This window comes from Archangium sp. Cb G35 (assembly GCF_001896145.1).
In the GTDB taxonomy this organism is placed as follows: Bacteria; Myxococcota; Myxococcia; order Myxococcales; family Myxococcaceae; genus Archangium; species Archangium violaceum.
In genome coordinates, this window is the sequence record NZ_MPOI01000001.1 from 1,382,542 (window position 1) to 1,405,112 (window position 22,571).

The 22,571-nt window shown below is 68.7% G+C and carries 21 protein-coding genes; 12 read left to right on the forward strand and 9 right to left on the reverse strand.

Features of this window, described 5'->3' with window-relative positions:
* Positions 1-54: 54 nt before the first annotated feature.
* Entirely contained in the window at positions 55-288 is a 234-nt protein-coding gene (locus BO221_RS05710) for a hypothetical protein (RefSeq protein ID WP_233165684.1), read from the forward strand.
* A 7-nt stretch (positions 289-295) separates the two neighbouring features.
* Here the strand turns inward: BO221_RS05710 and BO221_RS05715 are convergent, their stop codons facing one another.
* From BO221_RS05715 to BO221_RS05725, 3 genes are all read right to left on the reverse strand, one after another.
* Positions 296-1,177 carry an OmpA family protein gene (locus BO221_RS05715; protein WP_233165685.1) on the reverse strand — a complete coding sequence of 294 codons (882 nt, stop codon included), beginning with the start codon at positions 1,175-1,177 and terminating at the stop codon, positions 296-298.
* Between the two features lie 99 nt (positions 1,178-1,276).
* Positions 1,277-1,669 carry a DUF2750 domain-containing protein gene (locus BO221_RS05720; protein WP_073559233.1) on the reverse strand — a complete coding sequence of 131 codons (393 nt, stop codon included), beginning with the start codon at positions 1,667-1,669 and terminating at the stop codon, positions 1,277-1,279.
* The gene (locus BO221_RS05725) at positions 1,659-2,669 is read right to left on the reverse strand and encodes an FAD-dependent oxidoreductase (protein ID WP_083680753.1); all 1,011 of its coding nucleotides are present in this window, start codon (positions 2,667-2,669) and stop codon (positions 1,659-1,661) included. The genes BO221_RS05720 and BO221_RS05725 overlap by 11 nt, the downstream gene beginning before the upstream one ends.
* 106 nt (positions 2,670-2,775) lie before the next feature.
* On the opposite strand from BO221_RS05725, the gene BO221_RS05730 reads away from it, so the two are divergent.
* The 4 genes from BO221_RS05730 (at position 2,776) to BO221_RS05745 (ending at position 6,047) form a co-directional block, all read left to right on the forward strand.
* Positions 2,776-3,561: an S-adenosyl-l-methionine hydroxide adenosyltransferase family protein gene (locus BO221_RS05730; RefSeq protein WP_073559234.1), complete on the forward strand. Its 786-nt coding sequence runs from the start codon at positions 2,776-2,778 to the stop codon at positions 3,559-3,561.
* 124 nt (positions 3,562-3,685) lie between these two features.
* Complete coding sequence (locus tag BO221_RS05735; protein ID WP_073559235.1) at positions 3,686-4,255, forward strand: DUF488 family protein; 570 nt, start codon at positions 3,686-3,688, stop codon at positions 4,253-4,255.
* Positions 4,256-4,287: 32 nt separating this feature from the next.
* Positions 4,288-5,181, forward strand: coding sequence for an alpha/beta fold hydrolase (locus BO221_RS05740; protein ID WP_233165687.1), 894 nt, complete (start codon positions 4,288-4,290; stop codon positions 5,179-5,181).
* A gap of 164 nt (positions 5,182-5,345) precedes the next feature.
* Positions 5,346-6,047, forward strand: a complete 702-nt coding sequence (locus BO221_RS05745; protein ID WP_073559236.1) for a ribosomal protein L7/L12 — start codon at positions 5,346-5,348, stop codon at positions 6,045-6,047.
* A 1,013-nt stretch (positions 6,048-7,060) separates the two neighbouring features.
* Here BO221_RS05745 and BO221_RS05750 read toward each other — a convergent pair.
* From BO221_RS05750 to BO221_RS05765, 4 genes are all read right to left on the reverse strand, one after another.
* Complete coding sequence (locus tag BO221_RS05750) at positions 7,061-7,363, reverse strand: hypothetical protein (RefSeq protein ID WP_073559237.1); 303 nt, start codon at positions 7,361-7,363, stop codon at positions 7,061-7,063.
* Between the two features lie 99 nt (positions 7,364-7,462).
* Positions 7,463-8,662, reverse strand: coding sequence for an Ig-like domain-containing protein (locus BO221_RS05755; protein WP_233165689.1), 1,200 nt, complete (start codon positions 8,660-8,662; stop codon positions 7,463-7,465).
* A gap of 88 nt (positions 8,663-8,750) precedes the next feature.
* Positions 8,751-9,992, reverse strand: coding sequence for an MFS transporter (locus BO221_RS05760; RefSeq protein WP_083680754.1), 1,242 nt, complete (start codon positions 9,990-9,992; stop codon positions 8,751-8,753).
* A 46-nt stretch (positions 9,993-10,038) separates the two neighbouring features.
* Positions 10,039-11,280, reverse strand: a complete 1,242-nt coding sequence (locus tag BO221_RS05765) for a hypothetical protein (RefSeq protein WP_073559239.1) — start codon at positions 11,278-11,280, stop codon at positions 10,039-10,041.
* A 165-nt stretch (positions 11,281-11,445) separates the two neighbouring features.
* Here BO221_RS05765 and BO221_RS05770 point away from each other — a divergent pair, with 165 nt between their 5' ends.
* Together BO221_RS05770 and BO221_RS05775 are read left to right on the forward strand one after the other, a co-directional pair.
* Positions 11,446-12,627, forward strand: a complete 1,182-nt coding sequence (locus BO221_RS05770; RefSeq protein WP_073559240.1) for a serine hydrolase — start codon at positions 11,446-11,448, stop codon at positions 12,625-12,627.
* A 60-nt stretch (positions 12,628-12,687) separates the two neighbouring features.
* Positions 12,688-14,040 carry an AarF/ABC1/UbiB kinase family protein gene (locus BO221_RS05775; RefSeq protein ID WP_073559241.1) on the forward strand — a complete coding sequence of 451 codons (1,353 nt, stop codon included), beginning with the start codon at positions 12,688-12,690 and terminating at the stop codon, positions 14,038-14,040.
* Here the strand turns inward: BO221_RS05775 and BO221_RS05780 are convergent.
* A complete protein-coding gene (locus tag BO221_RS05780; protein WP_073559242.1) occupies positions 13,970-14,539 on the reverse strand; it encodes a class I SAM-dependent methyltransferase in 570 nt (189 codons plus the stop codon). The two genes, BO221_RS05775 and BO221_RS05780, sit on opposite strands and share 71 nt — an antisense overlap.
* 31 nt (positions 14,540-14,570) lie before the next feature.
* Positions 14,571-15,014, reverse strand: a complete 444-nt coding sequence (locus BO221_RS05785; protein ID WP_073559243.1) for a GNAT family N-acetyltransferase — start codon at positions 15,012-15,014, stop codon at positions 14,571-14,573.
* 141 nt (positions 15,015-15,155) lie between these two features.
* On the opposite strand from BO221_RS05785, the gene BO221_RS05790 reads away from it, so the two are divergent.
* The 5 genes from BO221_RS05790 (at position 15,156) to BO221_RS05810 (ending at position 22,442) form a co-directional block, all read left to right on the forward strand.
* Positions 15,156-15,530 (forward strand): DUF488 domain-containing protein, encoded by a 375-nt coding sequence (locus BO221_RS05790; protein WP_073559244.1) that lies wholly within the window; start codon positions 15,156-15,158, stop codon positions 15,528-15,530.
* 169 nt (positions 15,531-15,699) lie between these two features.
* Positions 15,700-18,822 carry a lipopolysaccharide assembly protein LapB gene (locus BO221_RS05795; RefSeq protein ID WP_143195273.1) on the forward strand — a complete coding sequence of 1,041 codons (3,123 nt, stop codon included), beginning with the start codon at positions 15,700-15,702 and terminating at the stop codon, positions 18,820-18,822.
* Positions 18,823-18,919: 97 nt separating this feature from the next.
* On the forward strand, positions 18,920-19,294 hold the full coding sequence (locus BO221_RS05800; RefSeq protein ID WP_073559246.1) for an Hpt domain-containing protein: 375 nt from the start codon (positions 18,920-18,922) through the stop codon (positions 19,292-19,294).
* Between the two features lie 2 nt (positions 19,295-19,296).
* Positions 19,297-19,491, forward strand: coding sequence for a hypothetical protein (locus BO221_RS05805; RefSeq protein ID WP_043392229.1), 195 nt, complete (start codon positions 19,297-19,299; stop codon positions 19,489-19,491).
* Positions 19,488-22,442, forward strand: a complete 2,955-nt coding sequence (locus BO221_RS05810) for an ATP-binding protein (RefSeq protein WP_073559247.1) — start codon at positions 19,488-19,490, stop codon at positions 22,440-22,442. The genes BO221_RS05805 and BO221_RS05810 overlap by 4 nt, the downstream gene beginning before the upstream one ends.
* Positions 22,443-22,571 lie beyond the last annotated feature (129 nt).

Sequence of the window (22,571 nt, forward strand, 5' to 3'; positions counted from 1 at the left end):
GCACCGGGCGCACGGCTTGTTCGCCTCCGGACAGATGCTCAGCTTTCCGGAGCGATGAAGACCTCACAGATGATTCCGGCCTGGCTCGTGTGCCTGCTCACCCCGCTGATGGCGCTCGCGCAGACGGCGCCTCCGGGGGATAGCGAGAAGGTGAACCAGTACGTCACCCAGAGCTCGGCGCTCTGGTACTGGGTGGCGATGCTCGTGGTGGCGGCGGCGGCCTTCGCGTGGGTCTCCTTCCGCCTGTCCAGGCACAAGCAGCCGCCCCACCGTCCGAGCACTCCCTAGACGCGGCTCAGCGCGCGTCCGAGGCCGTCTGGGCCTGGCCCTTCTTGCCCGCGGGGAGATCCGGGATGAGGAGGATCTCGATGCGGCGGTTGCGGGCGCGGCCCTTGGCGTTGGCGTTGCTGGCCACGGGCTTCGTGTCGGAATGACCGGCGGCCACCAGCCTGCCCGGGGGAACACTGGCCTTCTCGCCGAGGAAGCGCACCACGTTCACCGCGCGCGCCACCGACAGCTCCCAGTTCGTCGGGTAGGTGGCCGCCAGCCGCTGCGAGGGCGGCGCGTCATCCGTGTGGCCCGACACGAGGATGGAGCGGTCCTCCACCTTGGAGAGCACCGTGCCCAGCCGCGCCAGCACCTCGCTGCCACGCGGCGACAGGTTCGCCTCGCCCGAGTCGAAGAGGATTTTATCCACCAGGTCCACCTGGATGCGGCCCTCGGCCTGCGACAGGCGGATCTCCCCGTCGGCGATCTCCGACTTCAGCTTCTGCTCGATGTCCTCGTAGGTGGCCTTGAGGCGGGCGAGCTCGGCGTCCTTCTCCTGCACCGCCTGTTGGAGCTGATCCCGCTCGGTATTCAACCGCGTGCGCTCGTCCTCGAGCGCCGTGAGCTTCTGGTCCTTCGCCGCGAGCTGCTGCGACAGCTGCCCCTCCAACACCTTGCGCGCCTGCTCGGTGCTCACCGTCTGCGCACGGGCCTCCGCGGCCGACTTCTCCGCCGCCTCCGCGCGCTCCTTCTGCATCGAATACGCGCCGTAACCGAGGTAGCCCGCCACACCGGACAGCAGCACCACCACCGCCGTCACCAGCCACGGCACCCAGGGCTTCGAACCACCCCCGTCCTTCTGGGGAGCCATTCCCTTCGCGTACACCGTCTTATCGGAGTCTCCAGACATGGCGCGCAAGCTAGAGGCCCCGCCCGGGTGTGACTCAAGGCGTTGCAGGTAAGCACAGGTATCTACGGGTGCAACGTTGCACCGATGGCGGACGAAGTCTCAGGCCAGCGAGCCGGTGGGGGTGCTCAGCGCGTCGATGAGTTCGCGCGCCGACACCGGGTGGCCCTGCCCTTCCGGGGTGAAGAAGATGCCCACGGGCATCCCCTCCTCCTCGAGCTGCGGCAGCACGTTCTCCAGCAACTCATGGAGCTTGATGGCGCGAGGCTGGAAGCCGGACCACAGGCGCGTGGCGCACATGGCGGCGAACTCGGGCGCGGGCCAGAGCGGCAGCACGTCCCGCCCCGAGTCGTCGAGCGCGAGCGCCCAGCCCTCGCCATCGAGCCCCCAGACCTCGCCGGACTCCGCCACGCGCTGGAGGAAGTACGCATAGCGGCGGGCCGCGGGCAACCGCAGCACGGCCTGCATCCGATCCTGGCTCTGCTCACTTTCCATGGGTCCTCCCAATGCTCGAAGGATGGTGGGCCGGTCCGACATGGGGCGCGCCATCGGTCAACTGGCCCACGAGCGCGGCCACCTCCTCGGCGCATCCCCACGAGAGTGTCACGCCCGCCCCGCCATGCCCGTAGTTGTGGAGGACGTGGCGTCCATCCACCTGCTCCAGCTCGAGGCGCACGGTGGGCCTGCCGGGCCGCAGCCCCACGAGGTGCTGCAACACGTGGATGGGGGTGCCCGCGGGCAGCAGCCGCGCCGCGCGCGCGAGGATGGCCTCGGCCTGCGAGGGGTCCGGCTCCAGGGAAGCACTCCCCTTCACGGCGGTGCCGCCGAGGATGCAGTCGTCGATGCGGGGAATGAGGTACGTCATACCCCGCGCCTCGTCCTGCTCGTCGAGGAGGAAGCGCTCCAGGGGGAGCGGCGCCACACGGAGCACCTCGCCGCGGATGGGGTACAGCGACTCGTCGCCCAGGAGGGCGCGCGAACCGAGGCCCGTGCAGTTGACGACGAGCGGAGCCACCGACCAGGCCTCGTCGAGCGAGTGCACCTCGCGCTGGACGATGGAGCCGCCGAGCCGGCGGAAGCGCTCCATCAGGTACGGGAGATAGCGCCGCATGTCGATGACGGGGGCCTCGAAGACGAAGCCGTCGACGAAGCCCGGGAGCAGCTCGGACGCGGTGGCGTGGCGGAAGCCGGGCACGCTGGAAGCCCACCACGGGTCGGGAGCGGGCCAGAGCAGGAGCTCCGTGCCGAGCACGCGCCGCACCCCGGTCTCGGGCCGCGCGGCGAGGGCGCACAGTTCCTCGAGGGTGCGCGCGCCCCAGGCGGTGACACGCTCCTGGGGGAAGGCGAGGTACGGGTACCAGACGGCCGCCGCGACATCGGACGTGGTGTGGGGAGGCAGCTCGCGCGCCCAAATCTCCACCGCGTGACCGGCTTCGAGCAGCCGGACACCGCAGGACAGGCCAGAGACTCCACAGCCAAGGATGACGACGCGCATGGGAGACAGGGTGCAGTTCCCTGTTCTATGCGGACGAGGCACGTGAAGTGAATGCCCCCCCCACTGAATCCCGGAACCCGGGCGGTGCGGATATCCTCCCGGAGTGATGCCTCCACTCATCAGCCTGCTGACGGACTTCGGCGTGAAGGACACCTACGTGGGCCAGATGAAGGCGGCGCTGCTCAGGGTCTGTCCAGGGGCGAGCCTCGTGGACCTGACACACGAGGTACCCGCACAGGACGTGAAGGGCGGCGCATTCCTGCTGTGGAGTGCGGTGGAGTCCTTTCCCGAGGGCTCGCTGCACCTGGCGGTGGTGGATCCGGGAGTGGGCTCGGCGCGGCGCGCCGTGGCGGCGAGGGCGCGGCGGGGAGACGTGCTGGTGGGGCCGGACAATGGACTGCTGGTGCCGGCGCTCGAGCAGCTCGGGGGACTGGCCGGGGCGGTGGAGCTGACCGGGTCCGCGTACTGGGGCCCGAGGCAGTCGAGGACCTTTCACGGGCGGGACGTATTCGCGCCGGTGGTGGGGCACCTGGCGTCGGGAGTCCCACTGGAGAAGCTCGGCCGGACGCTGGAGGACCTGGAGAGACCGTTCTCATTCCCGAGGCCCGGGGAGGAGGACGGATGCCCGGTGGGCGAGGTGCTGCACGTGGACACCTACGGCAACCTCATCACGAACCTGCCGGGGGCGGTGCTTCCCGCGCGCTTCCGGGTGCACATCGGAAGCACGGTCATCGAGGACGCACCGCACGCGCACTACCAGTCGGTCCCAGCCGGGAAACCCCTGACGCTGGTGGGGAGCGCGGGACTGTTGGAGGTGTCGGTGAGGGATGGCAGTGCGGCGGAGGAACTGGGGGCAAGCCAGGGAGCGCGAGTACGCATCGAGCCGTATTGAATCAAGCGCCTTGAGGGCCACGGTGGACCGCCCCCTCGCCCTCCGGGAGAGGGACGGGGTGAGGGTATCTGCTTCCCACCCGTTCCTCCCCGTGCCCAGCTTCACCCCAGGGGAACAACCCGCGATGAGCACGGAGCGGCCAAAACGAAAGGCCCCAGGCTGGGCGAAAGCGCGCATCTACACGGTGGGCCACTCCACACGCACAGCAGAGGAACTGCTGGAGTTGCTCCAGGCGCACGGAATCCAGACGCTGGTGGACATCCGCACGGTGCCGCGCTCACGAACGAACCCACAGTTCAACCAGGACACCCTGCCCCGGACGCTCGCGAAGGCGGACATCCGGTACGTGCACCTGCCGAGGCTCGGAGGGTTGCGGCGTACGAGCAAGGACTCGCCGAACACCGCGTGGCGCAACGCGAGCTTCCGAGGCTACGCGGACTACATGCAGACGGACGAGTTCACACGGGGACTCAAGGAACTACGCGAGCTCACGGCGGACGGGCCACTGGCACTCATGTGCGCCGAGGCGGTGCGCTGGAGGTGCCACCGCACACTGGTAGCGGACGCGCTGTACGCCCGAGGCGTGGAGGTACGGCACATCACCAGCCGCACCCGCGCCGAGCCGCACAAGCTCACGCCCTTCGCGGAGCTGCACGGCAGACAGGTGCTCTATCCAGACAATCACCTCGCTTGAAGTCGCCTCTCGGGACCGGGGATGCTGGAACCATGCATCCAGAGACGACGGGGAGCGCCCACGTTCACGGCATCGACATCGCCTACGGGGTGCGCGGAGCGCCGGATGCACAGCCTGTGCTGTTGCTCATGGGCAACGGCTGTGGCTCGTCCTTCTGGACGGAGCCCTTCTGCGACCTGCTGGCCCAGGGCGGCCGCCGCGTCATCCGCTTCGACTACCGCGACACGGGCCTGTCCACCCACATCGAGGACTTCGACCGCCAGCCCTACACCCTCAATGACCTCGCGCTCGATGCTCTCGGACTGCTCGACCACCTCGGCGTCGCGCGAGCGCACCTCGTGGGGCTCTCGATGGGAGGATTCCTCGCCCAGCGGCTCGCCCTGCACCATCCCGGGCGCGCGCTCTCGCTCACGAGCATGATGTCGACCTCGGACTACGCCGTGCTGCTGCACACATTCATGGGCGGAGAGGCCCCCACGTCCTCCCTGCCTCCTCCCGACGCGGAGTGGATGAAGGCCCTCGGCCGCCTGTCCCCGGACGTGCCGCTCCTGGACCTCATGGTCGAGAACTGGCGCCTCGCCAATGGCTCCCGCGCGCCCTTCGACGAAGCCTGGTGGCGAGAGCTCCAGCGCACGGCCTTCGCGCGCGGAGACAGCCCACGCGCCGGGGAGCACCACCGCCGAGCCGCCGAGCACATCCAGGACAAGAACCTCCTGCCCGCCCTGAGCCAGCTCACGGTTCCCGCCCGCTTCATCCAGGGCTCGGAGGATCCCATCTTCTCCCCGGTCCACGCCCGGACGGCCGCGGACGCCACGCCCCTGGGCGACTCCCTGGTCATCCAAGACATGGGACACGCACTCAATCCCCACTTCTTCCCCATCCTCACCTGGGCCGTGCTCGAGCACACCTCGGAGGACGGGGACTGAACGCATGATTCCCGGTCCAGACTTCATCATGGGTTGTCCCTCGTGCGGCGCTCCCCACCGGCGGGGCTCGCTCATGTCCGGCAACACCTCGGGCGCGCGCTGGTGGTCGGACGGAAAGCGCGAGGCGCCGATGCTCCCCGCTCATCCCCTCGTGGTGCGGTGCCATGGGGTGCGGCCGGTACTTCTGGCTCTCCCGGGGCGAGCTCCTGGGGACCATCGCCCCCCTCCACTTCATGCCCGTGCCGGACCGGGATGTCCTCCTCACGGACGTGGGGGCCCGGCGTGTCGAGGTCATGGCCGTGTTGCGCCGCGTGCTCGGCGTGGAACCGCATGAGGCGAAGGCGTTGCTCGAGCGCGTTCCCCTGGAACTGGCCTCGGACATCACCCGGGAGGAGGCGGGAAGGCTCATCGAGGAACTCCAGCGGGCCGGGGCCACCGCGCGCGTCCGGCCCGTGTGGGCGCCCCCCGAGCCGCCCCAGATGTCGAACTTCTACCTGATGGAGGTGGGACCCCGGCGCATCGAGCTCATGGCCTTGCTGCGCGAGCATTTTCGCGTGAGCCTGAGCGAGGCGAAGCAGTTGCTGGAGCGCCTGCCCCTGGAGCTCCACCCGCGCGACGGGCTGGGCCTCCATCACCTCGATGAGCTCATCAAGCGGTATCTGGCGGCGGGCGCGGTGCTGACGCGCCACCCGCTTCCGCCGGCTCAGAAGCCCGAGCCCCTGCCCGGAGAGGAGCTTCCCCCCGAGTGGCTGGAACTGCCCGGATTGAGGGTGCCGCCACAACCGGAGCTGCTCCAAGTGGCGGAGTACCTCCGGAAGTTGGCGGAGCAGCGCGTGCCCGAGGTGCGGATGGTGGTCGGCTCGTAGCGTCCAGACGATGTTCTCGGACGCGTTGCGCCCCTCATACAGGACGACCGAGGCGTCGCCCGCTCGTTCATTTCGCACCGGATAGTACGAGCGAACGCACCTCGCGCTGGACGATGGAACTACCAAGCCAAACTTCCAGGCAGTTGTTTCCTTGTACTGGCAGTTCACACCACTAGTATGTCTCTCCAACACACGGAGAGAATCTCCACTTCAGACGAGGGTTCCAGTGATGAGCAAAAGCAGAGCACTCTCGCTGTTCGCGGTATCTGCGTACAGCATGTTCATGATGTTGGGCTGCAATGTACAGACGGATGAGAATGACCAGGCAGGAGCAGGTGTGGAAGAACTCGGTGCGCTCGAGCAGCGTTTTACCCAATGTGGATCGACTTGCCCAAGTGGCTGGCACCCGGCGAGCTATAGCTGCGACGCGCGTTCTTGCGGGGGGACGTGCTCCGTCGGTCGCACCAACCAGGTAACCTGCGAGCAGAATATCGGCACGTTTACCCAGTGTGGAGTGACTTGCCCGAGTGGTTGGTACGCGGCGAACACGAGCTGCGACTCGTATTACTGCGGGGGGACATGCTCCGGCGGTCGCACCAACCGGGCAACGTGTGTACCCATCCCCACCTGCGATCCGAGGGCCGGGACCCACGGTCAGAAGTGGGTTGTCCTCAGTGCCGAATCGACATATGAATACCAGGGCGGATGGTGTAGCATCGGTACGCACCGGCCTCCGACGTGCTTCCAAGGCATCTATTTCTATGATCAGGACCTTGTAGGCCAATACTGCGTGAAGGCTGGAGCCAACAACTCGTGCTACGACTCCGATGCTAGGTGGTACGTGAGCTGTAATTCACTCATCGACTGCATCTATAATTGCAATGGGCAGTGTGAGCAGGCAGCCTGCTGAGCGAAGCGGATAAGACGGAGCGTGAAGCCTCCGAGAACGACAACGTTTCCAGGCCAAGGTGGAGCGGAGCACTCCATGAGGAATTCCGCTCCGCGTCCCGCCATCAGTTGCAGCCGGTGCACCCACCGGGCGCGCCCCGGTAGGTGCCCGTCGTGATGAACCACTGCTTCTGGCCCAGCGTCCCGCTGCTCGTGCTGGTCTGCTCGTGGACGTGGTAGTGGTAGACGGGCGTCGTCGGGCTGTCCGCGGTGACGCCGGTGTGGCCGCCCGCCGAGTCCAGCGTCGGAGCGCTGCCGTCCGCGTCCTTCCGCCCGTAGATGGGATAGCCGTCGCGCATGACGCCAATGAAGCGAGCGTCGTCGTAGGAGATCGCGTAGGGCTCCGAGTGGTTCCAGGTGCGATTCATTGTGCGGTTCTCCCCTGCTCCGTTCACGAGCACATCCACTGAGACCCGTGGACATGGATTCCGGGCAACCGCGGGCTCATTTCAGCCGCTCACCACCCTCTAATTGTCGAGCGCGCCCGCGAGGATCCACGAGCGGATCTTCGTGAGCTCTCCCGGGTTGGAGTCGAAATGGTTGGGATCGCCCAAGGGCATCCGGCGGCCACACCCATCGGAGCTGATGCGCAACACCAGCAGGGACTCGTCAGGGTGGCCGGGCGAGACCCGGGGGCCCGAGGCACACTCCCCCACCCCCGGCGCCATCAGCGAGGCGTGGGACTTGCCCGTCTGCAGGTTCAGTCCCTCGGCACTGTACTCGTTGTGGCACTCCGAGCACTTCGAGCTCCAGATGGGCTCGATGTCCCGGGCATACTGGGGAACACCCACCGACACGTTCACCGAGCGCGTCTCCGAGCGGGAGCCATCGGACACCGTGACCTTCAGGGTATAGGCCGCCGGCCGGTCGAGATCCCCCGAGCGCCACTCGGCGGTGGCCTGGTTCGGGCGGGAGAACACCCCCGCTCCGGACGGCTCCGTCGTCCAGGAATAGGTGAGCGTGTCCCCATCCGGATCCTTCGCGGAGATGTAGAGCGGGAGGGACTTGCCCGCGACGAGCCCCTCGGAGTCCACGATGATGTCCGCGTCCACGACGGGCGCTTGATTGAGGGCGGGGACGTTCACCACGGAGACAGACACCGTGCGCTCGGCCGAGCCCCCCTTCCCGTCCGAGACCGTCACCTTCAGGGTGAAGGCCGTGTCGCGGGAGAGGAACGGCGCGGTCCACGAGGCGGTGGAGCCGCTCCCCTCGGCGAACATCCCCAGGGGCGAGAACGGGCTCTGGGTCCAGGAATAGGTGAGCGTGTCGCCATCGGCATCCGTGGCCGTCACCGAGAGGCTCGTGCTGGAGCCCTCATTGACTGTCGTTTGCGTCGCGGTCACCGCGCCGAGCGTGGGGGCGCGATTGGGCGGCAGCACGGTGAAGGAGACGGGGGCGGAGACGGTGCTGTTGCCCGCGGCATCCTGGGCCTTCACGGTGAGCTGGTGGCTCCCCGGGGACGTATTGGACGCGTCCCAGGTGCACGAGAAGGTCGAACCCGAGGGCCGCGCGGTGCCATCCACGCACGCCAGCGAGCCGGACACGGAGAACTCCACCCGGGCCACCGTGCCCGAGTTGTCCTCGGCGATGGCCCGGAGGGTCCGCGAGCCCGAGACGCTCTCTCCCTCCGTCACGCCCTCCACCACCCGGACATTCACCGGCGCCACGGAATCATCGCCCCCACACCCCATCATCCCCAAGACAAGACATCCCACGACGAACCGAAATGTTTTCATGGGGCGACTATCGCATGCCCTACGCCAGACCACCCTGCCGGGACCGGCGGAGCAGCAGCAGGCCGGCCACCGTCACGAAGGCCAGGGCGGACAGCGCGAGCGACACGTGGGGGTTGGTCAGGCTTCCCAGGAGTCCCACGGTCACGCCGCTGAACGCCCGCAGGCCGGAGGCCGACATGCTGAAGAGCCCCAGGACACGGCCTCGGATGGTGTCCGGCGCGTTCAGCTGCACGATCGCCTGGGTCATGCTGCTGAAGGAGAGCTCGAGGAACCCGGCCAGGAACAGCACGCAGATCGCCGCGGCGTACGAGTTCATCAACGAGAACGTGAGGAGCGAGCACCCCCACAGGAACGCGAGCTTCATCGCGGAAGCGGGCGCCGTGGGCAGCCAGTTTCCGCGCGTCTCGAGCAGGATGCCCGCGAGCAGTGCACCGGCCGCATCCGCTCCCAGCAGGAGCGTATAGGTCAGACCGGGGTCTCCATGGCCCAGGTCATGGGCGAAGCCCGGCATCTGCGCATGGTAGCTGTTGCCGATGAAGAAGGAGGCCGCCCCCGCCAGCACCACCATTCCCGCGACCACGGGAATCCCGCGCACGTCGCGAATGGTCTGGACGATGTCGGCGAAGCCCCGGACGGCCCGCTTGGGGCCCGGCGCAGCCCCACGGAAATGCCGGCCATAGGGGGCGCGCACCAGCCAGAACAGAAGGGGCAGGTAGAACAGCGTGTTGACGAAGATGCCCCAGGTGGGCCCGAACATCCGCATGACGAGACTGCCCACGCCAGGGCCCACCAGGAACCCGAGGTAACGGGCCGTCGCGTTCAGGCGCACCGCGCTGGGCAGGTGGGCCGGGCCCACGATGTCGTAGAGCAACATCTGGCTGGAGGTGCCCCAGAGGACACCCGCGCAGCCGTGGATCGTCAGGAGGACCATCGCGTGCCACACCTGCAAGGAGTCCGTGACGAAGAAGTATCCCCACCCCGCCGAGGCGGTGATGAAGAGCACCATGCCGGCCTGGATGAGGCGCCTGGAGTCGAACCGGTCATTGAGCGCGCCCACCGGCACCGAGAACATCAAGAAGGGCAGCCAGTGGGACACCACCGCGAACCCACCCAGCGCCGGTGAGTGGAACTTCTGGAACGCCACCCAGTAGCTGATCACGTGCTCGATGTTGTCGGCCATCATGGCCAACAGGAACGTGATGAGGAAGATCCGGAAGCCCGGGACGCGGAGCGCGCTCGATTCAGCGGGGTTGGAGGCCACGGGCCCACCATACCTCAGGCCTCCCGCCAGTCCCTCCCACGCGGAGTCACGGAGGAGGCAGCGGCGCCCAGTTCGGATCCGGCCAGACGAACGGGTTTCCACCCGAACCGGGGTCCGCGTTGCTGAAGTAGCGCTGGCAACCGGAGATGTTCCCGGGCGAGCCCAGGATCGTCCAGAAGCCGGGGCAGACGTCCTGGGAGATGCGCGTGCGGCAGTCCGCCATCGTCCGCGTGCCCGCATCGGGCCGCGCGTAGTAGGCGCTCACGAAGTTCCACGCGATGGTCTGGAGCGCCTGGACGGTCTCCGCGTTCGCACCAGACGGACCCGCCGCGCCCACCGGAGAATCCCGGAACACGGACGCGTGGTGGACGGCAGACATGTAATACACGCCCAGCTCCGTCAGGTGCACGTTGTCGCTGAAGATCATGTTCAGCTTTTGCGCCGTGGTGCCGCTGATACCCGGAACCTGGTTGGCGAGGATGCGTTCCACCAGGTCGACCAGGGCGGCGCCACCCGGGATCGTCACCACGCGATCACCTCGCCCCGCGGCCTCCAGCGTGAGGTTCACCTTCGAGGACACGCACTCCCATGCGGCCAGCGCGTTCTTCTCGTAGTTGATCCACGTAGCCGGGTTGGATTTATCGATATCCAGCCACGTGTGATAGAAATAGGTGCGGCCCTCGGGGTTCCCGTCAATCAGACGGTCATGGTAGTGGCGCAGATAGCCGATCGTGTTCTCCCACTCGATGGTTCCCAGGATGTCGTGCCGCTCGGTGATGAGCAGGGTGTCGTATCGGTCGCCCGTGCCCAGCGTCCGCGGTGACAGGAGTTCCTGAACCACGTTCATGTCATATCCATCGCGGTTCTTGCCCCCGCGGTACCCTTCCCAACCATTGTTGCCCCAGGTACGCACCCGGAGCGGTGAACCGATGACGTTCTGCTGGTTCCAGAGGATGTCCTTGCCCTGGCTCCTGGCGATGCTCTCGACATAGTCGGGCATCGGGTTGTCGAGCAGGCTGTGCCCCGAGAAGAAGATCCGGGCGCGCGCATGGGGAGTACCCGCATCGGTGGACCCGGCGTCAGGTGTCCCCTCGTCCGGAAGCCCCGCGTCAGGTGTCCCCGAGTCTGGAAGCCCCGCGTCACCGTGGCCCGAATCAGGGCCGCCGGTGCCGGTCTCTCCTGCATCCGAGGTGCCTGCATCCGGAACGGGGTTGCTGGTCTGCCCGACGCAGGCCAGACCCAATGTGGCGGCCAACAAGAGACAAGGCCACAGACGCGATACGTACATGAACGGCTTCCCTTCCCCAGCAGTGCCAGGCAGATGGATTCTGTACCCGCAGCATGACGCCATTCGCCTCGAGCACCAGGAGAATGAGCCATGAGGAGGAAGCTGGAGCGCCATTCCGGTAGCACGTCCGCGTAGACTGCGGACGGCATGAAACGGACGACTCCCATGAAGCGCGGCACGGCACTCACGATGACCTTCGCTCTCGCGAGCACCCTTGGATGCGCGACCGTTCCCACGACGGGCGGTCGTGCGTGGACCCCCGCGGGCCTCGACGCCGAGGCCGCCCGCGCAATGCAAGACACCGGCGCGAAGGGGCTCGCGCTCGCCGTCATCGAAGACGGCCAGCCGGTGTACGTCCAAACCCACGGAGTGCGGAACGCCGCGGGCGAGCCGCTCCAGCCGGACACCATCATGTACGGCGCCTCGCTCACCAAGGCGGTGTTCGCCTATATGGTCGCGCAGCTCGTGGACGAAGGCGTGATCGGTCTGGACACGCCCATCGGCCAATTGCTGCCCAAGCCCCTGCCCGACTACACGGACCCCCAGCTCGAGGATCGGTACGCCCGCTATAGCGGCCTCGCTGGCGATGAGCGCTGGCGCGCGCTGACCCCCCGCATCCTGCTGACCCACAGCGCGGGCTTCGCCAATTTCGGATTCCTCGAGCCGGACGGGAAGCTCCGGTTCCACTTCGACCCTGGAAGCCGCTACGCCTACTCGGGGGATGGAATCATCCTGTTGCAGTTCGTGCTGGAACAGGGCCTGGGGCTCGACGTCGGACGCGAGATGCAGCGCCGCGTGTTCGATCGTTTCGGCATGACTGACACCAGCATGGTCTGGCGGCCCAGCTTCGCGGACAACCTCGCCGACGGCTGGACCCTGGAGGGCAAGGTCGAGGCACATGATGAGCGCAGCAAGGTCCGTGCGGCCGGCTCCATGGACACCACGCTCGCCGACTTCGCCCGCTTCGCGGCGGCCTACGTGCGGGGCGAGGGCCTGACGGACGCCAGCCGCGCGGAGCTGACCCGGCCGCAACTCCCCATCGGCACGGCCTCGCAGTTTCCAACGCCGCAGCCGGAACTTCCTCCCGAGTCCCGCCATCGCGATCTCGCCGCCGGGCTCGGCGTCATCGTGTTCGACGGACCGCAAGGGCGCGGATTCCTCAAAGGCGGCCACAACGACTCGACCGGCAACATCTGGGTCTGCGTCGAGCAGCGGCGCCGGTGCGTGGTGCTCCTCTCCAACGATGTCCGCGCCGAACCGGCCTATCCCCGTCTCGTCAAAGCCATTCTGGGCGAAACCGGCGCGCCGTGGTCGTGGGAGTACGGCTCGCTCCCGCTTCTGCCATGACGCTCATGGACGATGAACTCCGACGGGTTGGCCAATACACCCGCGAGAGGATGCTCCTTCATGCACGAGGATGAATTGGTGGCGATGCTCCGGGAGCAGTTGCTCGGCACGGAGCGGCCGGTGGTCCGCTCGGGCGTCGAGCGGCTGTGGAAGACCGGGCGCGGCGCCGCGGGGCTGGCGCTCTCCGTCGTCGGCGGCAAGCTGCGCGGCAAAGGCGAGGGGATTGGGGCAGCCGATGTGCGTGCCATCTCCCAGCTCGTGTCCCGGCTCGGAGAGCTCAAGGGCCTCGCCATGAAGGCGGGACAGGTGCTCGGCTACATCGACCCGACGCTCCCCCCGGAGATTCGTGGGCTGCTCTCCGTCCTCCAGACGGCCTCTCCCGCCAGCCCCTTCCCCCAGGTGGAGGCCACCCTCCGCGCCGCCTTCGGGCCGCGCGCCGACGTGCTCCTCGCCGGGCTCGAGCGGCAGCCCGTCTCCGTGGCCAGCATCGGGCAGGTCCACCGCGCCCGTCTCCCGGACGGTACCGAGGTGGCAGTGAAGGTCCGCCACCCCGGCATCGACGAGGCGCTCCAGGGTGACTTCCGGGCCGCCGGCACCGGATCCTCCTTCGCGAGTGTGCTGCTGCCAGGTGCCGCCTCCAGCATCAAGGGCTTCATCGACGAGGCCCGCACCGTGCTGCTCGAGGAGTGTGACTTCTCCCTCGAGCGCGAGCGGCAGGCCACCTTCGCGCGGCTGTTCGCCCGGGACGAGGTCCTCCTCATCCCCGCCGTCGAGCCCGAATGGTGCGCTTCCTCCGTGCTCACCACCCTCTGGATGCCCGGGCGGCCCTTCGACGCGTTCCTCGCGTCCCAGCCCTCCCAGGAGGTCCGGGACCGGGTGGGCATCGCCCTGTTCTCCTTCTACATCGGCACGCTCTACCGGCACGGCCTGTTCCACGGAGATCCGCACCCCGGCAACTACGCGTTCCGCGAGGACGGCCGCGTGGTTGTCTATGACTTCGGCTGCGTGCGCTCCTTCGACTCCGCCACGGTGCTTGCCTTCGCCGGGCTCGTGGATGCCGTCCGGGCGGATGAAGCACATGGCATGCGCGAGGCCCTGGTGGCGCTCGGCGCCCGGCCCCCCGGAGACGCCGAGAGCCTGGCCATGCTTCGCACCCTCCTGCGTGGCTTCTTCGCTCCCCTCCTCGAGCACGGCCCCCGCCCCGTCCATCCAGGCTCGGGCTTCGAGGCGCAGCAGATCCTCCGCGACAAGCGATTTCTCGCGAAACTCTCGCTCCCCGGGCGATTCCTGTTCCTGTTCCGCTTGCGTTTCGGGCTCTACGCCGTGCTCGCCCGGCTCGGCGCTATCGCCGATTGGGGTGCCCTCGAGAGCCAGTGGGCCGCGGAGGCCCGGCGGGCGGGTGGAGGGCGGTAATCCCGACCAGCTTCGATGAGGGGCCTTTCGAGCTCGTCGTCAGGAAACCTTGCGCTGTGAACTTCTCGTGGAGGGCGTTCTCGATCCGCTCGGCCTTCCGGGCGTCAGGTGCCTCGTAGACCAGGAGCACCACACCGCCCGGCTTCGTCAGCTCGAACAGCTTCCGGAGCTCGTCCCGTGCAGGGCCTGTCCAGAAGACGTTCACGTTGACGGCGAAGACCGTGTCGAAGGCTCCGGCGTCCGACGCGAAGTCCTTCAGCTCACCCAGCCACAGCCCGGCCCTCCCCTCCGCGATGTGCGTGGCATTGCGCTTCCTCGCCCGTTCGATGGCACTCGCCGAGCGATCGATACCCGTGATGTGGCCGGTGCGCAGACGCTCGCAGACGAGCCCCACGGCCACACCCGTTCCACAGCCAATCTCCAACACGCGGGCGTCGGGCGCGATGACGAGCTGCTCCACCGCCCACCGCAACCGCACCGGGATTTCATGCTCCGCCATCGTTCTTCCCGCTCGGCACTTCCGGCCGTGACTACTCGGAATCGTCCGTGAAGGTGAAGATCGTCACCGGGGCGGCCTCCCCGCCGAGGGCACGGTAGAAATCGAGCGCGTGGACATCCTCGTTATCGGCGGGGACGAACAGATCCCGGATTCCCATGCCAGCCGCCTGGGTCCGAAGCTCCTCGATCAACCCGCGGCCAATGCCTTTCCGCTGATGATCGCTTCGCACGGCGATGTCGTAGATGAAGATCTCGGAATACTCCGCCCGGGTCATGGGCAAGGTATGCGCGGTGAGCCCCCCCACGATGTCGTTGTCGACGAACGCGGCAATCGCCCAGAAATCCTCCCGGCCGAGGAGCCGATCGATATAGCCATCACTCAACTCCCCGCTGCCTTCCTCGAATACCTCCGCCATCACGGTGAACAGGACCTTCGCCAGCTCCCGGTCGCCCGCCTTCAGTCTCTTCAGTCGCATCTCGACCCCCTGTGGCCAACGCCTGTTCGCTTCCGGCCGCGGCGAGAATGGATATCAGAGGAGCTGAAGGCCCGGTATGCGGAGGAGCGAGCGGGCGCCCGTGGCTGGGATGACCGGGAGCCGTCCCGCTGTTGCCGGGAAATGCCGATCAAGACCAGGCGCTGGTGCGTGCCCGGAGAGCCCGATGACGGACTGCGCATCCTGATCTGCCGCTTCCGTCCGCGCGGGCTCCCCAAGGCGAAGGAGACGTGGGACGTGTGGATGAAGGACCTGGGTCCCAGTCCGCCGCTGCTCGCCGCCTTCCAGGGCAAGGGCCAGACGCCCATCTCGCTCGACGAGTACCGCGAGCGCTACGTGCGCGAGATGGAATCCCAGCGGGAAGCCATCACGGAGCTCGCGGCCCGCGTGGACCGCGGAGAGACCCTCACTCTGATGTGCTCCAAGGACTGCATCATCGACAAGGCGTGCCACCGCACCATCCTCGCCGAGCTCATCGAGGCCGCCCGGGCGAAGTGAGCCCCCGCGCTCCGCGACCCCCACCCGCACGCTCTGTCACAGGGCGCTCGATTCACGTTACCCACGTGAGAGATTCGGAGATGATGCCGGCCCGGCCGCCGCGCCACGAATCCCGATGACCTCACGCTCACGCTCACGCTCACGCCCCTCCCGTTCCCTCGCGCTCCTGATGTGTCTGGGAGTCGCGACCCAGGCCTGCTCGAAAGACGCCGAGCCGCCTCCGCCCCGTCCCGCGGGACGCCCGCTCCAGGTCGCCCGGGACGCGGACATCGCCAAGGCCGACAGCCTCACGGGTTTCCGGACCGCGTATGAACAGGCCTACCGGCTCACGCCGGATGCACGCCTCACCCGCGCGCTCGCCAGCCTCGAGCACCTCCTCACCGGACAGCCCGCGCCCAAGGTGGAGGCTCGCTTCCAGGAAGGCCAGTGGCACCTCCTGAGCAACGGCACCGATGTCGGCTCGCTGCCCGAGTTCCCGGACTTCTCCCACGCCCTCTCGCTGCTCGAGGCCCGGGCCCGTCAGCTCGGCACGGAGAAGCTCGACCTCCAGAAGGACGCGGACGCCGCCCCTCCCACGCCGCCCGCTCCTCCCCCGCCCCCCAAGAAGAAGCCCGCCCTGAAGTCCAGCAAGCGCGGCGCCCGTCAGAAGAAGAAGCTCGAGAAGAAGCCCGCCCTCCAAGCGGAGGCCAGCGTCCTCGGCGCCCCACTCCCGCTCGGACGAGTGACGCTCGACGTGCTGCACCAGCAGGACCGGGACTGGGCGGCCGGCAAGCGCGGTGTGGCCTCGGTGCGCGAGGGCTCGCGAGCGCTGGCGTCTCTCGCCTTCCAGCTCGTGGACCTGACCGGGACGGCCGACGAGGTCCCCGCCCGCGCCCTGGCACACCTGGCCCTGGCGCGCGTCGTCACGGGCGAGCCCCTCACCGAAGAGCAGGCGCTGCTCGCCAGCGCCCTCGGCTACGACCGTGCCGCGCGCCAGCTCGCGGAGACGCTCCCCGCCAGCTCGCCCCTGCGCCTCTACTTCCTGGAAGAGGATGCCCGGCTCGAGGCCCTCGCCAAGGAGGAGCGGGAGCCCGGTCTGGCCCACTACCTGGGGTTGCGCCGGCTGTCGGACGTCAGCGGCACGGAGCGCTCTCGCCGGTTGGACAAGCTCGACGAGACCCGGCTCCCCCCCATCCACGAGCTCACCGCCCTTCTGCACTCCCGTGAGTTCGAGCTGGATCGCGCCCTGGGGTACGTCATCCCGCCCCTCATCCTGAGAGAGGTGGCCGCGGCCGCCGGGTATACCGACGCCAACGATCGCGCCCCCGCCAGGAAGGGGACTGGCAATGCGGGCAAGGAGCTGGAGCGCCAGTTGAAGCAGATCCGCGAGCGTTTCAATCTCTCCGAGCGCGGCATCCTCCCCGCCTTCGAGGAGCAGCTCCCCCAGGTGGGCAACACCGAGGGCTTCTTCCTCGATGCCGGAGCGGAGCGCGCGTACTTCCAGGGGATCTTCTTCTCCGCGCAATACCGCATGGCGCTGCACCTTCTCGACTCGCTCGCCTCGACCGAGGCCGCCAGCGACTTCACGAAGCGGCTCGGGAGCGGCGGCACGCCCGCGAGCAAGGAGTTCCAGGACTGGATGTCCCGGCTCATCGCCGCCGAGTCCGGCCAACGGGTGGAGGCCTCGCTCATGCAGTCCCTCACGGAGCTGAAGAGCTTCGGCGCGGCGCCCCTCATCCGCGTGGTCGAGGAGCTCCAGGAAGCCGCCGATTGGATGGATCCATCGCTGCCGACGATGGCCCGGCGCATCGCCGCCCGCATGGACACGCGCCCGGAGCATCGGTACACCCTGGCGCAGCTCGCCCGGGGTGCCCTGTCCGACCCGGCGCTCTCGGAGAAGCTCTACCGCGCCACCGCCGAGGCCACGGGAGGCCACCAGAGCACGGCCTGGGTGGCATGGCTCGACCGGGACTCCGCGAAGCTGCAGGCGCTGCTGGACTCGCCCCACACCTACGGAAGCGTCCGGCAACAGGTGCTCGAACATCTGCTGAAGTCGCAGCAGGTGCCGCCCGAGGCCCTGATGAAGAAGCTCTCGCCCCTGCTGGAGAAGTACGGGGACGAGTGGTCCTTCACCTCGGGCTGCGTGGACCTGCTCGAGACGCACGGGCGTTACGGCGAGGCCCGCGCCGTGGTGGAGCAGTGGCTGAAGGCCCACCCGAAGCCGAGCACGTTCCAGAACATCAACGCACGCACGGCCGTCGCCCGGCTGTACCAGCTCGAGGGCAACCCCGAGGCCGGGTGGAAGGCGGTGGAGCCGGTCATCGAGAGCTACCAGTTCGGCGCCATGCAGCGGGCGGCGCTGCTGTCCCAGGAGCTCGGAGAGGACGAGCGGGCCCTCACGCTCGCGAAGGCGGCGGCCAACCGCTACCCGGGGCCGAAAAGCCTGGCGCTGCTGGCCGAGCTGCTGTGGCGCACGGGCAGGTCCGATGAGGCAGCCGAGGCCCTGGCCTCGCCCGAACGCTCCCTGAGGGGCATCGACTGGCGCTGGCGCATCGGCGACCGCTTCGCCGCCGTCTTCGGCAAACGTCCGGTGAATGAGGGACTGGACGCGTTCCAGATGCTCCAGAAGAAGCGCATCGGCGCCATGGAGCTGAGCCAACTGGCGACGGAGGTGGGGCTCGCCGGCAGCCCCGAGCTCGCCTTCGAGCTGCAATCGCGCATCGACGCCCCCGGTCTCCAGAAGCTGGAGATGATCATGAAGGCCTACGGCTACCTGAAGGAGTGGAAGTCCGAGGAGGACGCGGTGAAGTGGCTGCGGACCCGGGTGCCGAAGAACCTGCTCGAGCCGCTGAGCATGTTCGCCTTCCAGAACAAGGAGAACGCCGTGCTCTGGGACGTCATCCCCCTCACGGAGAGCACGGGGGACAACGCGGACTATGTCTGGCTCATGCGAGCGGCCGCGAGCACCCGCGCCAGGGATGAGGACGCGGCGCACCAGGCCGCGCTGCGCAAGCGCTTCGAGGCGGACCGTCCCGGCTTCTACCACCAGGTGGGCCGCCACCTGCTCGGCCTCATCCCGGAGCAGGCCGTCCTCGCGGCGGCGGCCACGTCCAAGAGCCGCCAGGAGCTGCCCTTCTTCCTCGGCCTCAAGGCCCGGGCCGAGGGGCGCTACGAGGACGCGGTGACGTGGTACCGGGCCACCATCGAGACGAGCACCCCGAAGCAGGGCGAATACCACTGGGCCCACGCGGAGCTCATGCGCATGAAGCAGGCCGAGCTGAGCCTGGCCCTCCTGAAGCAGCGCGCGCAGTGAGGGCCCGCGTGGGCTGGCGAGGACGAGCAGTGAAAGAAGGGCGAGAGCTCGCACGGGCTTTTTCCGCCTGGCACAGGTAGGGCAGAATGCGCGGCCTATGGAGCAGCAGATCCTCGCGATGGATGTGCGGCAACTGGAGAAGTTGAACGTGCTTCAGGACGCGGACTCGCCCAACCTGGTGGCGGACATGGCCCGTGGCTACCTCGACCGCACGCCCCAGCGGTTTCAGCGCATGAGGGAGCTGCTGGCCGCGGGGAAAGCCGACCCGCTCGCGAGCGAGGCCCACGGACTGGCGACGAGCAGCGGCATGTTCGGGATGATGCGCGTGCGCCAGCACTGCAAGGCGCTGGAGAACCTCGCGCGCGGCCCCAGCTTGGACGTGGACGGTGCCGAGGCGATTCTGGCCCAGATGGAACAGGCCTACGCGGAGGCCCGGCCCCTGTTGATGGCGCAGCTCGGCATCCAGGAGTGAGGATGAAGCCCTCGTCCGGGCCGGGCGGACAGCCGGTCATGCTCTCGCTGTTCGTCTTCGCCGTGGCGGCGCTGCTCTTCGGCTCGCCGCTGCGGCACCTGTGGCTGCGCGAGGGCGCCTCCTGGTACCAGCCCTTCGCCGTGTGGCTCGGCGTCATCGTGCTCGGCGCCTGGGCCGCGCGCCGGAGCGCGCCATGACGTTCGAGCTCGGCACGCTCGTCATCGCCTCGCTGGCGTACCTGCTGGTGCTCTTCCTCATCGCCTACGCCGCCGAGCGCGGACTCATCCCCTCGCGCATCACCCAGCACCCGCTCGCCTACGCGCTGGCGCTCGGCGTCTACGCCACCTCCTGGTCCTACTTCGGCAGCGTGGGCTACGCCTCCCAGCACGGCTTCCGCTACCTCGCCATCTACCTGGGCGCCACCCTCTCCTGCCTGCTCGTCCCGGTGCTGTGGCGTCCGATGCTCGAGCTCACCCGGCGGTTGCAGCTCACCTCGCTGGCGGACCTCTTCGCCTTCCGCTACCCGGGACAGGCCACCGGCACCGCGGTGACGCTGGTGCTGCTGGCCGGCACCCTGCCCTACCTGGCCCTCCAGGTGCGCGCCGTCGTCGAGTCCGCGCGCGTCCTCAGCCCCTCGGCCTCGGCCACCACGCTGGGCCTGGGCTTCTGCGCCATCACCACCGTCTTCTCCGTCCTCTTCGGCGCGCGCTACGTCACCCCGCGCGAGCGCCACGAGGGGCTCGCCCTGGCCATCGCCTTCGAGTCGCTGGTGAAGGTGGTGGCCCTGGTGCTCGTGGGGGCCTGGGCGGTGGCCTCCGTCTTCGGCGGCCCGGGAGGCCTCCAGTCCTGGCTGGACGCGCACCCCGAGGCCCTGCGCGCCATGCAGCAGCCCGCGCGCGAGCAGTCCTGGGCGCCGATGCTCGTCATCTCCTGCGCCGCCGCCTTCCTCATTCCCCGCCAGTACCACGTGGCCTTCACGGAGAGCCCCGAGCGCGACACCCTCTCCACCGCCACCTGGGCCTTCCCGCTGCTGCTCCTGCTGATGAACGTGGCCGTGCCGCTGCTGCTCTGGGCCGGCCTCGCGCTGGGCCTGCCGGGGCCCGCGGACTTCCACATGCTCGCCGTGCCCGCGGCCCGGGGAGCCCCCGCGCTCGCGATGCTGGCCTTCCTCGGTGGCATCTCCGCCTCCAGCGCCATGGTCATCGTCACCACCCTGGCCATGGCGCCCATGTGCCTCACGCACCTGGTGCTGCCGCTGGGTTATGCGCGCTCACCGGGCAACCTGTACCGCCGGCTCCTGTGGGCCCGGCGCGTCCTCATCGCCGCCATCATCCTCGCGGGATACGGCTTCTACCTGCTCCTGGACAAGCGGGCCGCGGGGCTGGTGGACCTGGGGCTCGTCGCCTTCGTCGGCGTGGCGCAGTTCATCCCCGGCCTGCTGGGCCTGCTCTTCTGGTCCCGGGCCACACGGGTGGGCTTCCTCTCGGGCCTGGCCGCTGGCACCACCGTCTGGGCCTTGTTGCTGGTCGTGCCGCTGTGGAGTGGTCATGGCCTGCCGCCCTGGGCCCGGTCGCTGGAGTCGCTCCTGGGCTTCGCCCCCGGCGAGCCGTGGGGCTTCGTCACCTTCACCTCCCTCACCCTCAACGCGCTGGCCTTCGTGGGGCTGTCGCTGGCCACGCGCCCCTCACCCGAGGAAGCCGAGGCGGCGAGGCTGTGCGCGCGCGAGGCCCCCTCGTTGGCCGCGGGCAGCGTGACGGCCGGCTCTCCGGACGAGTTCCGCCGCCAGCTCGCCCCCGTGCTGGGGCCGCAGGCCGCCACCGCCGAGCTGGACCGGGCCCTGCGCGAGCTCGGATTGTCCGAGGGCGAGCGCCGCCCCACCGAGCTGCGCCGGTTGAGGGACCAGATTGAACGCAACCTGTCCGGCCTGCTCGGTCCGGTGCTGGCGCGGCTGGCGGTGAGTGAGGCCCTGCAAGTGGACTCGCGGGCACGCACGGCGCTGGCCGAGCAGCTGCGCTTCGTGGAGGAGCGGCTGCGCGACGCACGGGGAATGACAGGCCCCGTGCGCGAGCTGGAGGCGGTGCGGCGCTACCTGCAGCGCATCCTCGAGGAGCTGCCGGTGGGCGCCTGCGCTCTGGGACCGGACCAGGACGTGGTCATCTGGAACGAGGCGCTGGAGCGGCTCTCCGGCCTGCGCTCGGAGGAGGTGCGGGGCCAGACGCTGGCTCATCTGCCGGAGCCGTGGGGAGGGCTGCTCGCCGGCTTCGCGTCGGGGCCGGACGCGGGTGCCGAAACGCAGGTGCGGCTGGACGGACGGGAGCGCATCCTGCGGCTGCACCGCTCGCTGGCCACGCCCTCGGAGACGCCGCGCGAGGAGCCCGAGCAGTTGCAGGGCGCGGTGCTGCTGGTGGAGGACCTGACCGAGCGCAAGGCGATGGACGCGCGGTTGGCGCACCAGGACCGGCTGGCCTCGGTGGGACGGGTGGCCGCGGGCGTGGCGCATGAGATTGGAAACCCACTGACGGCCATCACCAGCGTGGCGCAGAACCTGCGCTACGAGGAGGACCCGGAGGAGATCCGCGAGCGGGTACAGCTCATCCTCCAGCAGGCGCGGCGCATCGACGCCATCGTGCGGGCGCTCGTCACCTTCAGCCACGCGGGAGTGACGGGAGGCAACAACGTGCCCGTCACGCGGGTGCCACTGGCGCCGCTGCTGACCGAGGCCGCGCAGCTCTCGCGGCTGGGCCGCAAGGACGCAGACGTGCGGTGCGTGAGCCATTGCCCCGAGGGCCTGGAGGTGGTGGGCAATACGCAGCGGCTGGAGCAGGTGTTCGTGAACCTCATCACCAACGCCATCGACGCCTCGCCGCGAGGCGGACAGGTGGAGCTGTTCGCCGAGGAGGCCGGGGAGCAGGTGCGGTTGCGAGTGGTGGACCAGGGCCACGGGATTCCCCCCGATCTGGCGCAGCGCATCTTCGAGCCCTTCTTCACCACCAAGCAGCCGGGAGAGGGAACGGGGCTGGGGCTCGCGCTGGTGTCCAGCATCGTCCGGGAGCACGGCGGCACGCTGGAGGTGGACAGCCGGCCCGGAGCCGGCACCACCTTCACCGTGACCCTTCCGAGGGCACAGGACCAACAGGCGACGGGGTAGCGGCTCACGAGAAAGCCGCTCTGACTTCCAGCAAGAAACATGACTCACTGCGGTTGAACGTGACTTATGCAGCCTGCCAATCTTCCAAGAACAACGCTTCAGTTCCAAGTACGCGTTTGCTCCTGCTCA

Coding starts and splice junctions, on each gene's coding strand:
- BO221_RS05710 (WP_233165684.1), top strand. CDS start 55: ATGAAGACCTCACAGATGATTCCGGCCTGGCTCGTGTGCCTGCTCACC.
- BO221_RS05715 (WP_233165685.1), bottom strand. CDS start 1,177: ATGTCTGGAGACTCCGATAAGACGGTGTACGCGAAGGGAATGGCTCCC.
- BO221_RS05720 (WP_073559233.1), bottom strand. CDS start 1,669: ATGGAAAGTGAGCAGAGCCAGGATCGGATGCAGGCCGTGCTGCGGTTG.
- BO221_RS05725 (WP_083680753.1), bottom strand. CDS start 2,669: ATGCGCGTCGTCATCCTTGGCTGTGGAGTCTCTGGCCTGTCCTGCGGT.
- BO221_RS05730 (WP_073559234.1), top strand. CDS start 2,776: ATGCCTCCACTCATCAGCCTGCTGACGGACTTCGGCGTGAAGGACACC.
- BO221_RS05735 (WP_073559235.1), top strand. CDS start 3,686: ATGAGCACGGAGCGGCCAAAACGAAAGGCCCCAGGCTGGGCGAAAGCG.
- BO221_RS05740 (WP_233165687.1), top strand. CDS start 4,288: ATGCATCCAGAGACGACGGGGAGCGCCCACGTTCACGGCATCGACATC.
- BO221_RS05745 (WP_073559236.1), top strand. CDS start 5,346: ATGGGGTGCGGCCGGTACTTCTGGCTCTCCCGGGGCGAGCTCCTGGGG.
- BO221_RS05750 (WP_073559237.1), bottom strand. CDS start 7,363: ATGAATCGCACCTGGAACCACTCGGAGCCCTACGCGATCTCCTACGAC.
- BO221_RS05765 (WP_073559239.1), bottom strand. CDS start 11,280: ATGTACGTATCGCGTCTGTGGCCTTGTCTCTTGTTGGCCGCCACATTG.
- BO221_RS05770 (WP_073559240.1), top strand. CDS start 11,446: ATGAAGCGCGGCACGGCACTCACGATGACCTTCGCTCTCGCGAGCACC.
- BO221_RS05775 (WP_073559241.1), top strand. CDS start 12,688: ATGCACGAGGATGAATTGGTGGCGATGCTCCGGGAGCAGTTGCTCGGC.
- BO221_RS05780 (WP_073559242.1), bottom strand. CDS start 14,539: ATGGCGGAGCATGAAATCCCGGTGCGGTTGCGGTGGGCGGTGGAGCAG.
- BO221_RS05785 (WP_073559243.1), bottom strand. CDS start 15,014: ATGCGACTGAAGAGACTGAAGGCGGGCGACCGGGAGCTGGCGAAGGTC.
- BO221_RS05790 (WP_073559244.1), top strand. CDS start 15,156: ATGCCGATCAAGACCAGGCGCTGGTGCGTGCCCGGAGAGCCCGATGAC.
- BO221_RS05795 (WP_143195273.1), top strand. CDS start 15,700: ATGTGTCTGGGAGTCGCGACCCAGGCCTGCTCGAAAGACGCCGAGCCG.
- BO221_RS05800 (WP_073559246.1), top strand. CDS start 18,920: ATGGAGCAGCAGATCCTCGCGATGGATGTGCGGCAACTGGAGAAGTTG.
- BO221_RS05805 (WP_043392229.1), top strand. CDS start 19,297: ATGAAGCCCTCGTCCGGGCCGGGCGGACAGCCGGTCATGCTCTCGCTG.
- BO221_RS05810 (WP_073559247.1), top strand. CDS start 19,488: ATGACGTTCGAGCTCGGCACGCTCGTCATCGCCTCGCTGGCGTACCTG.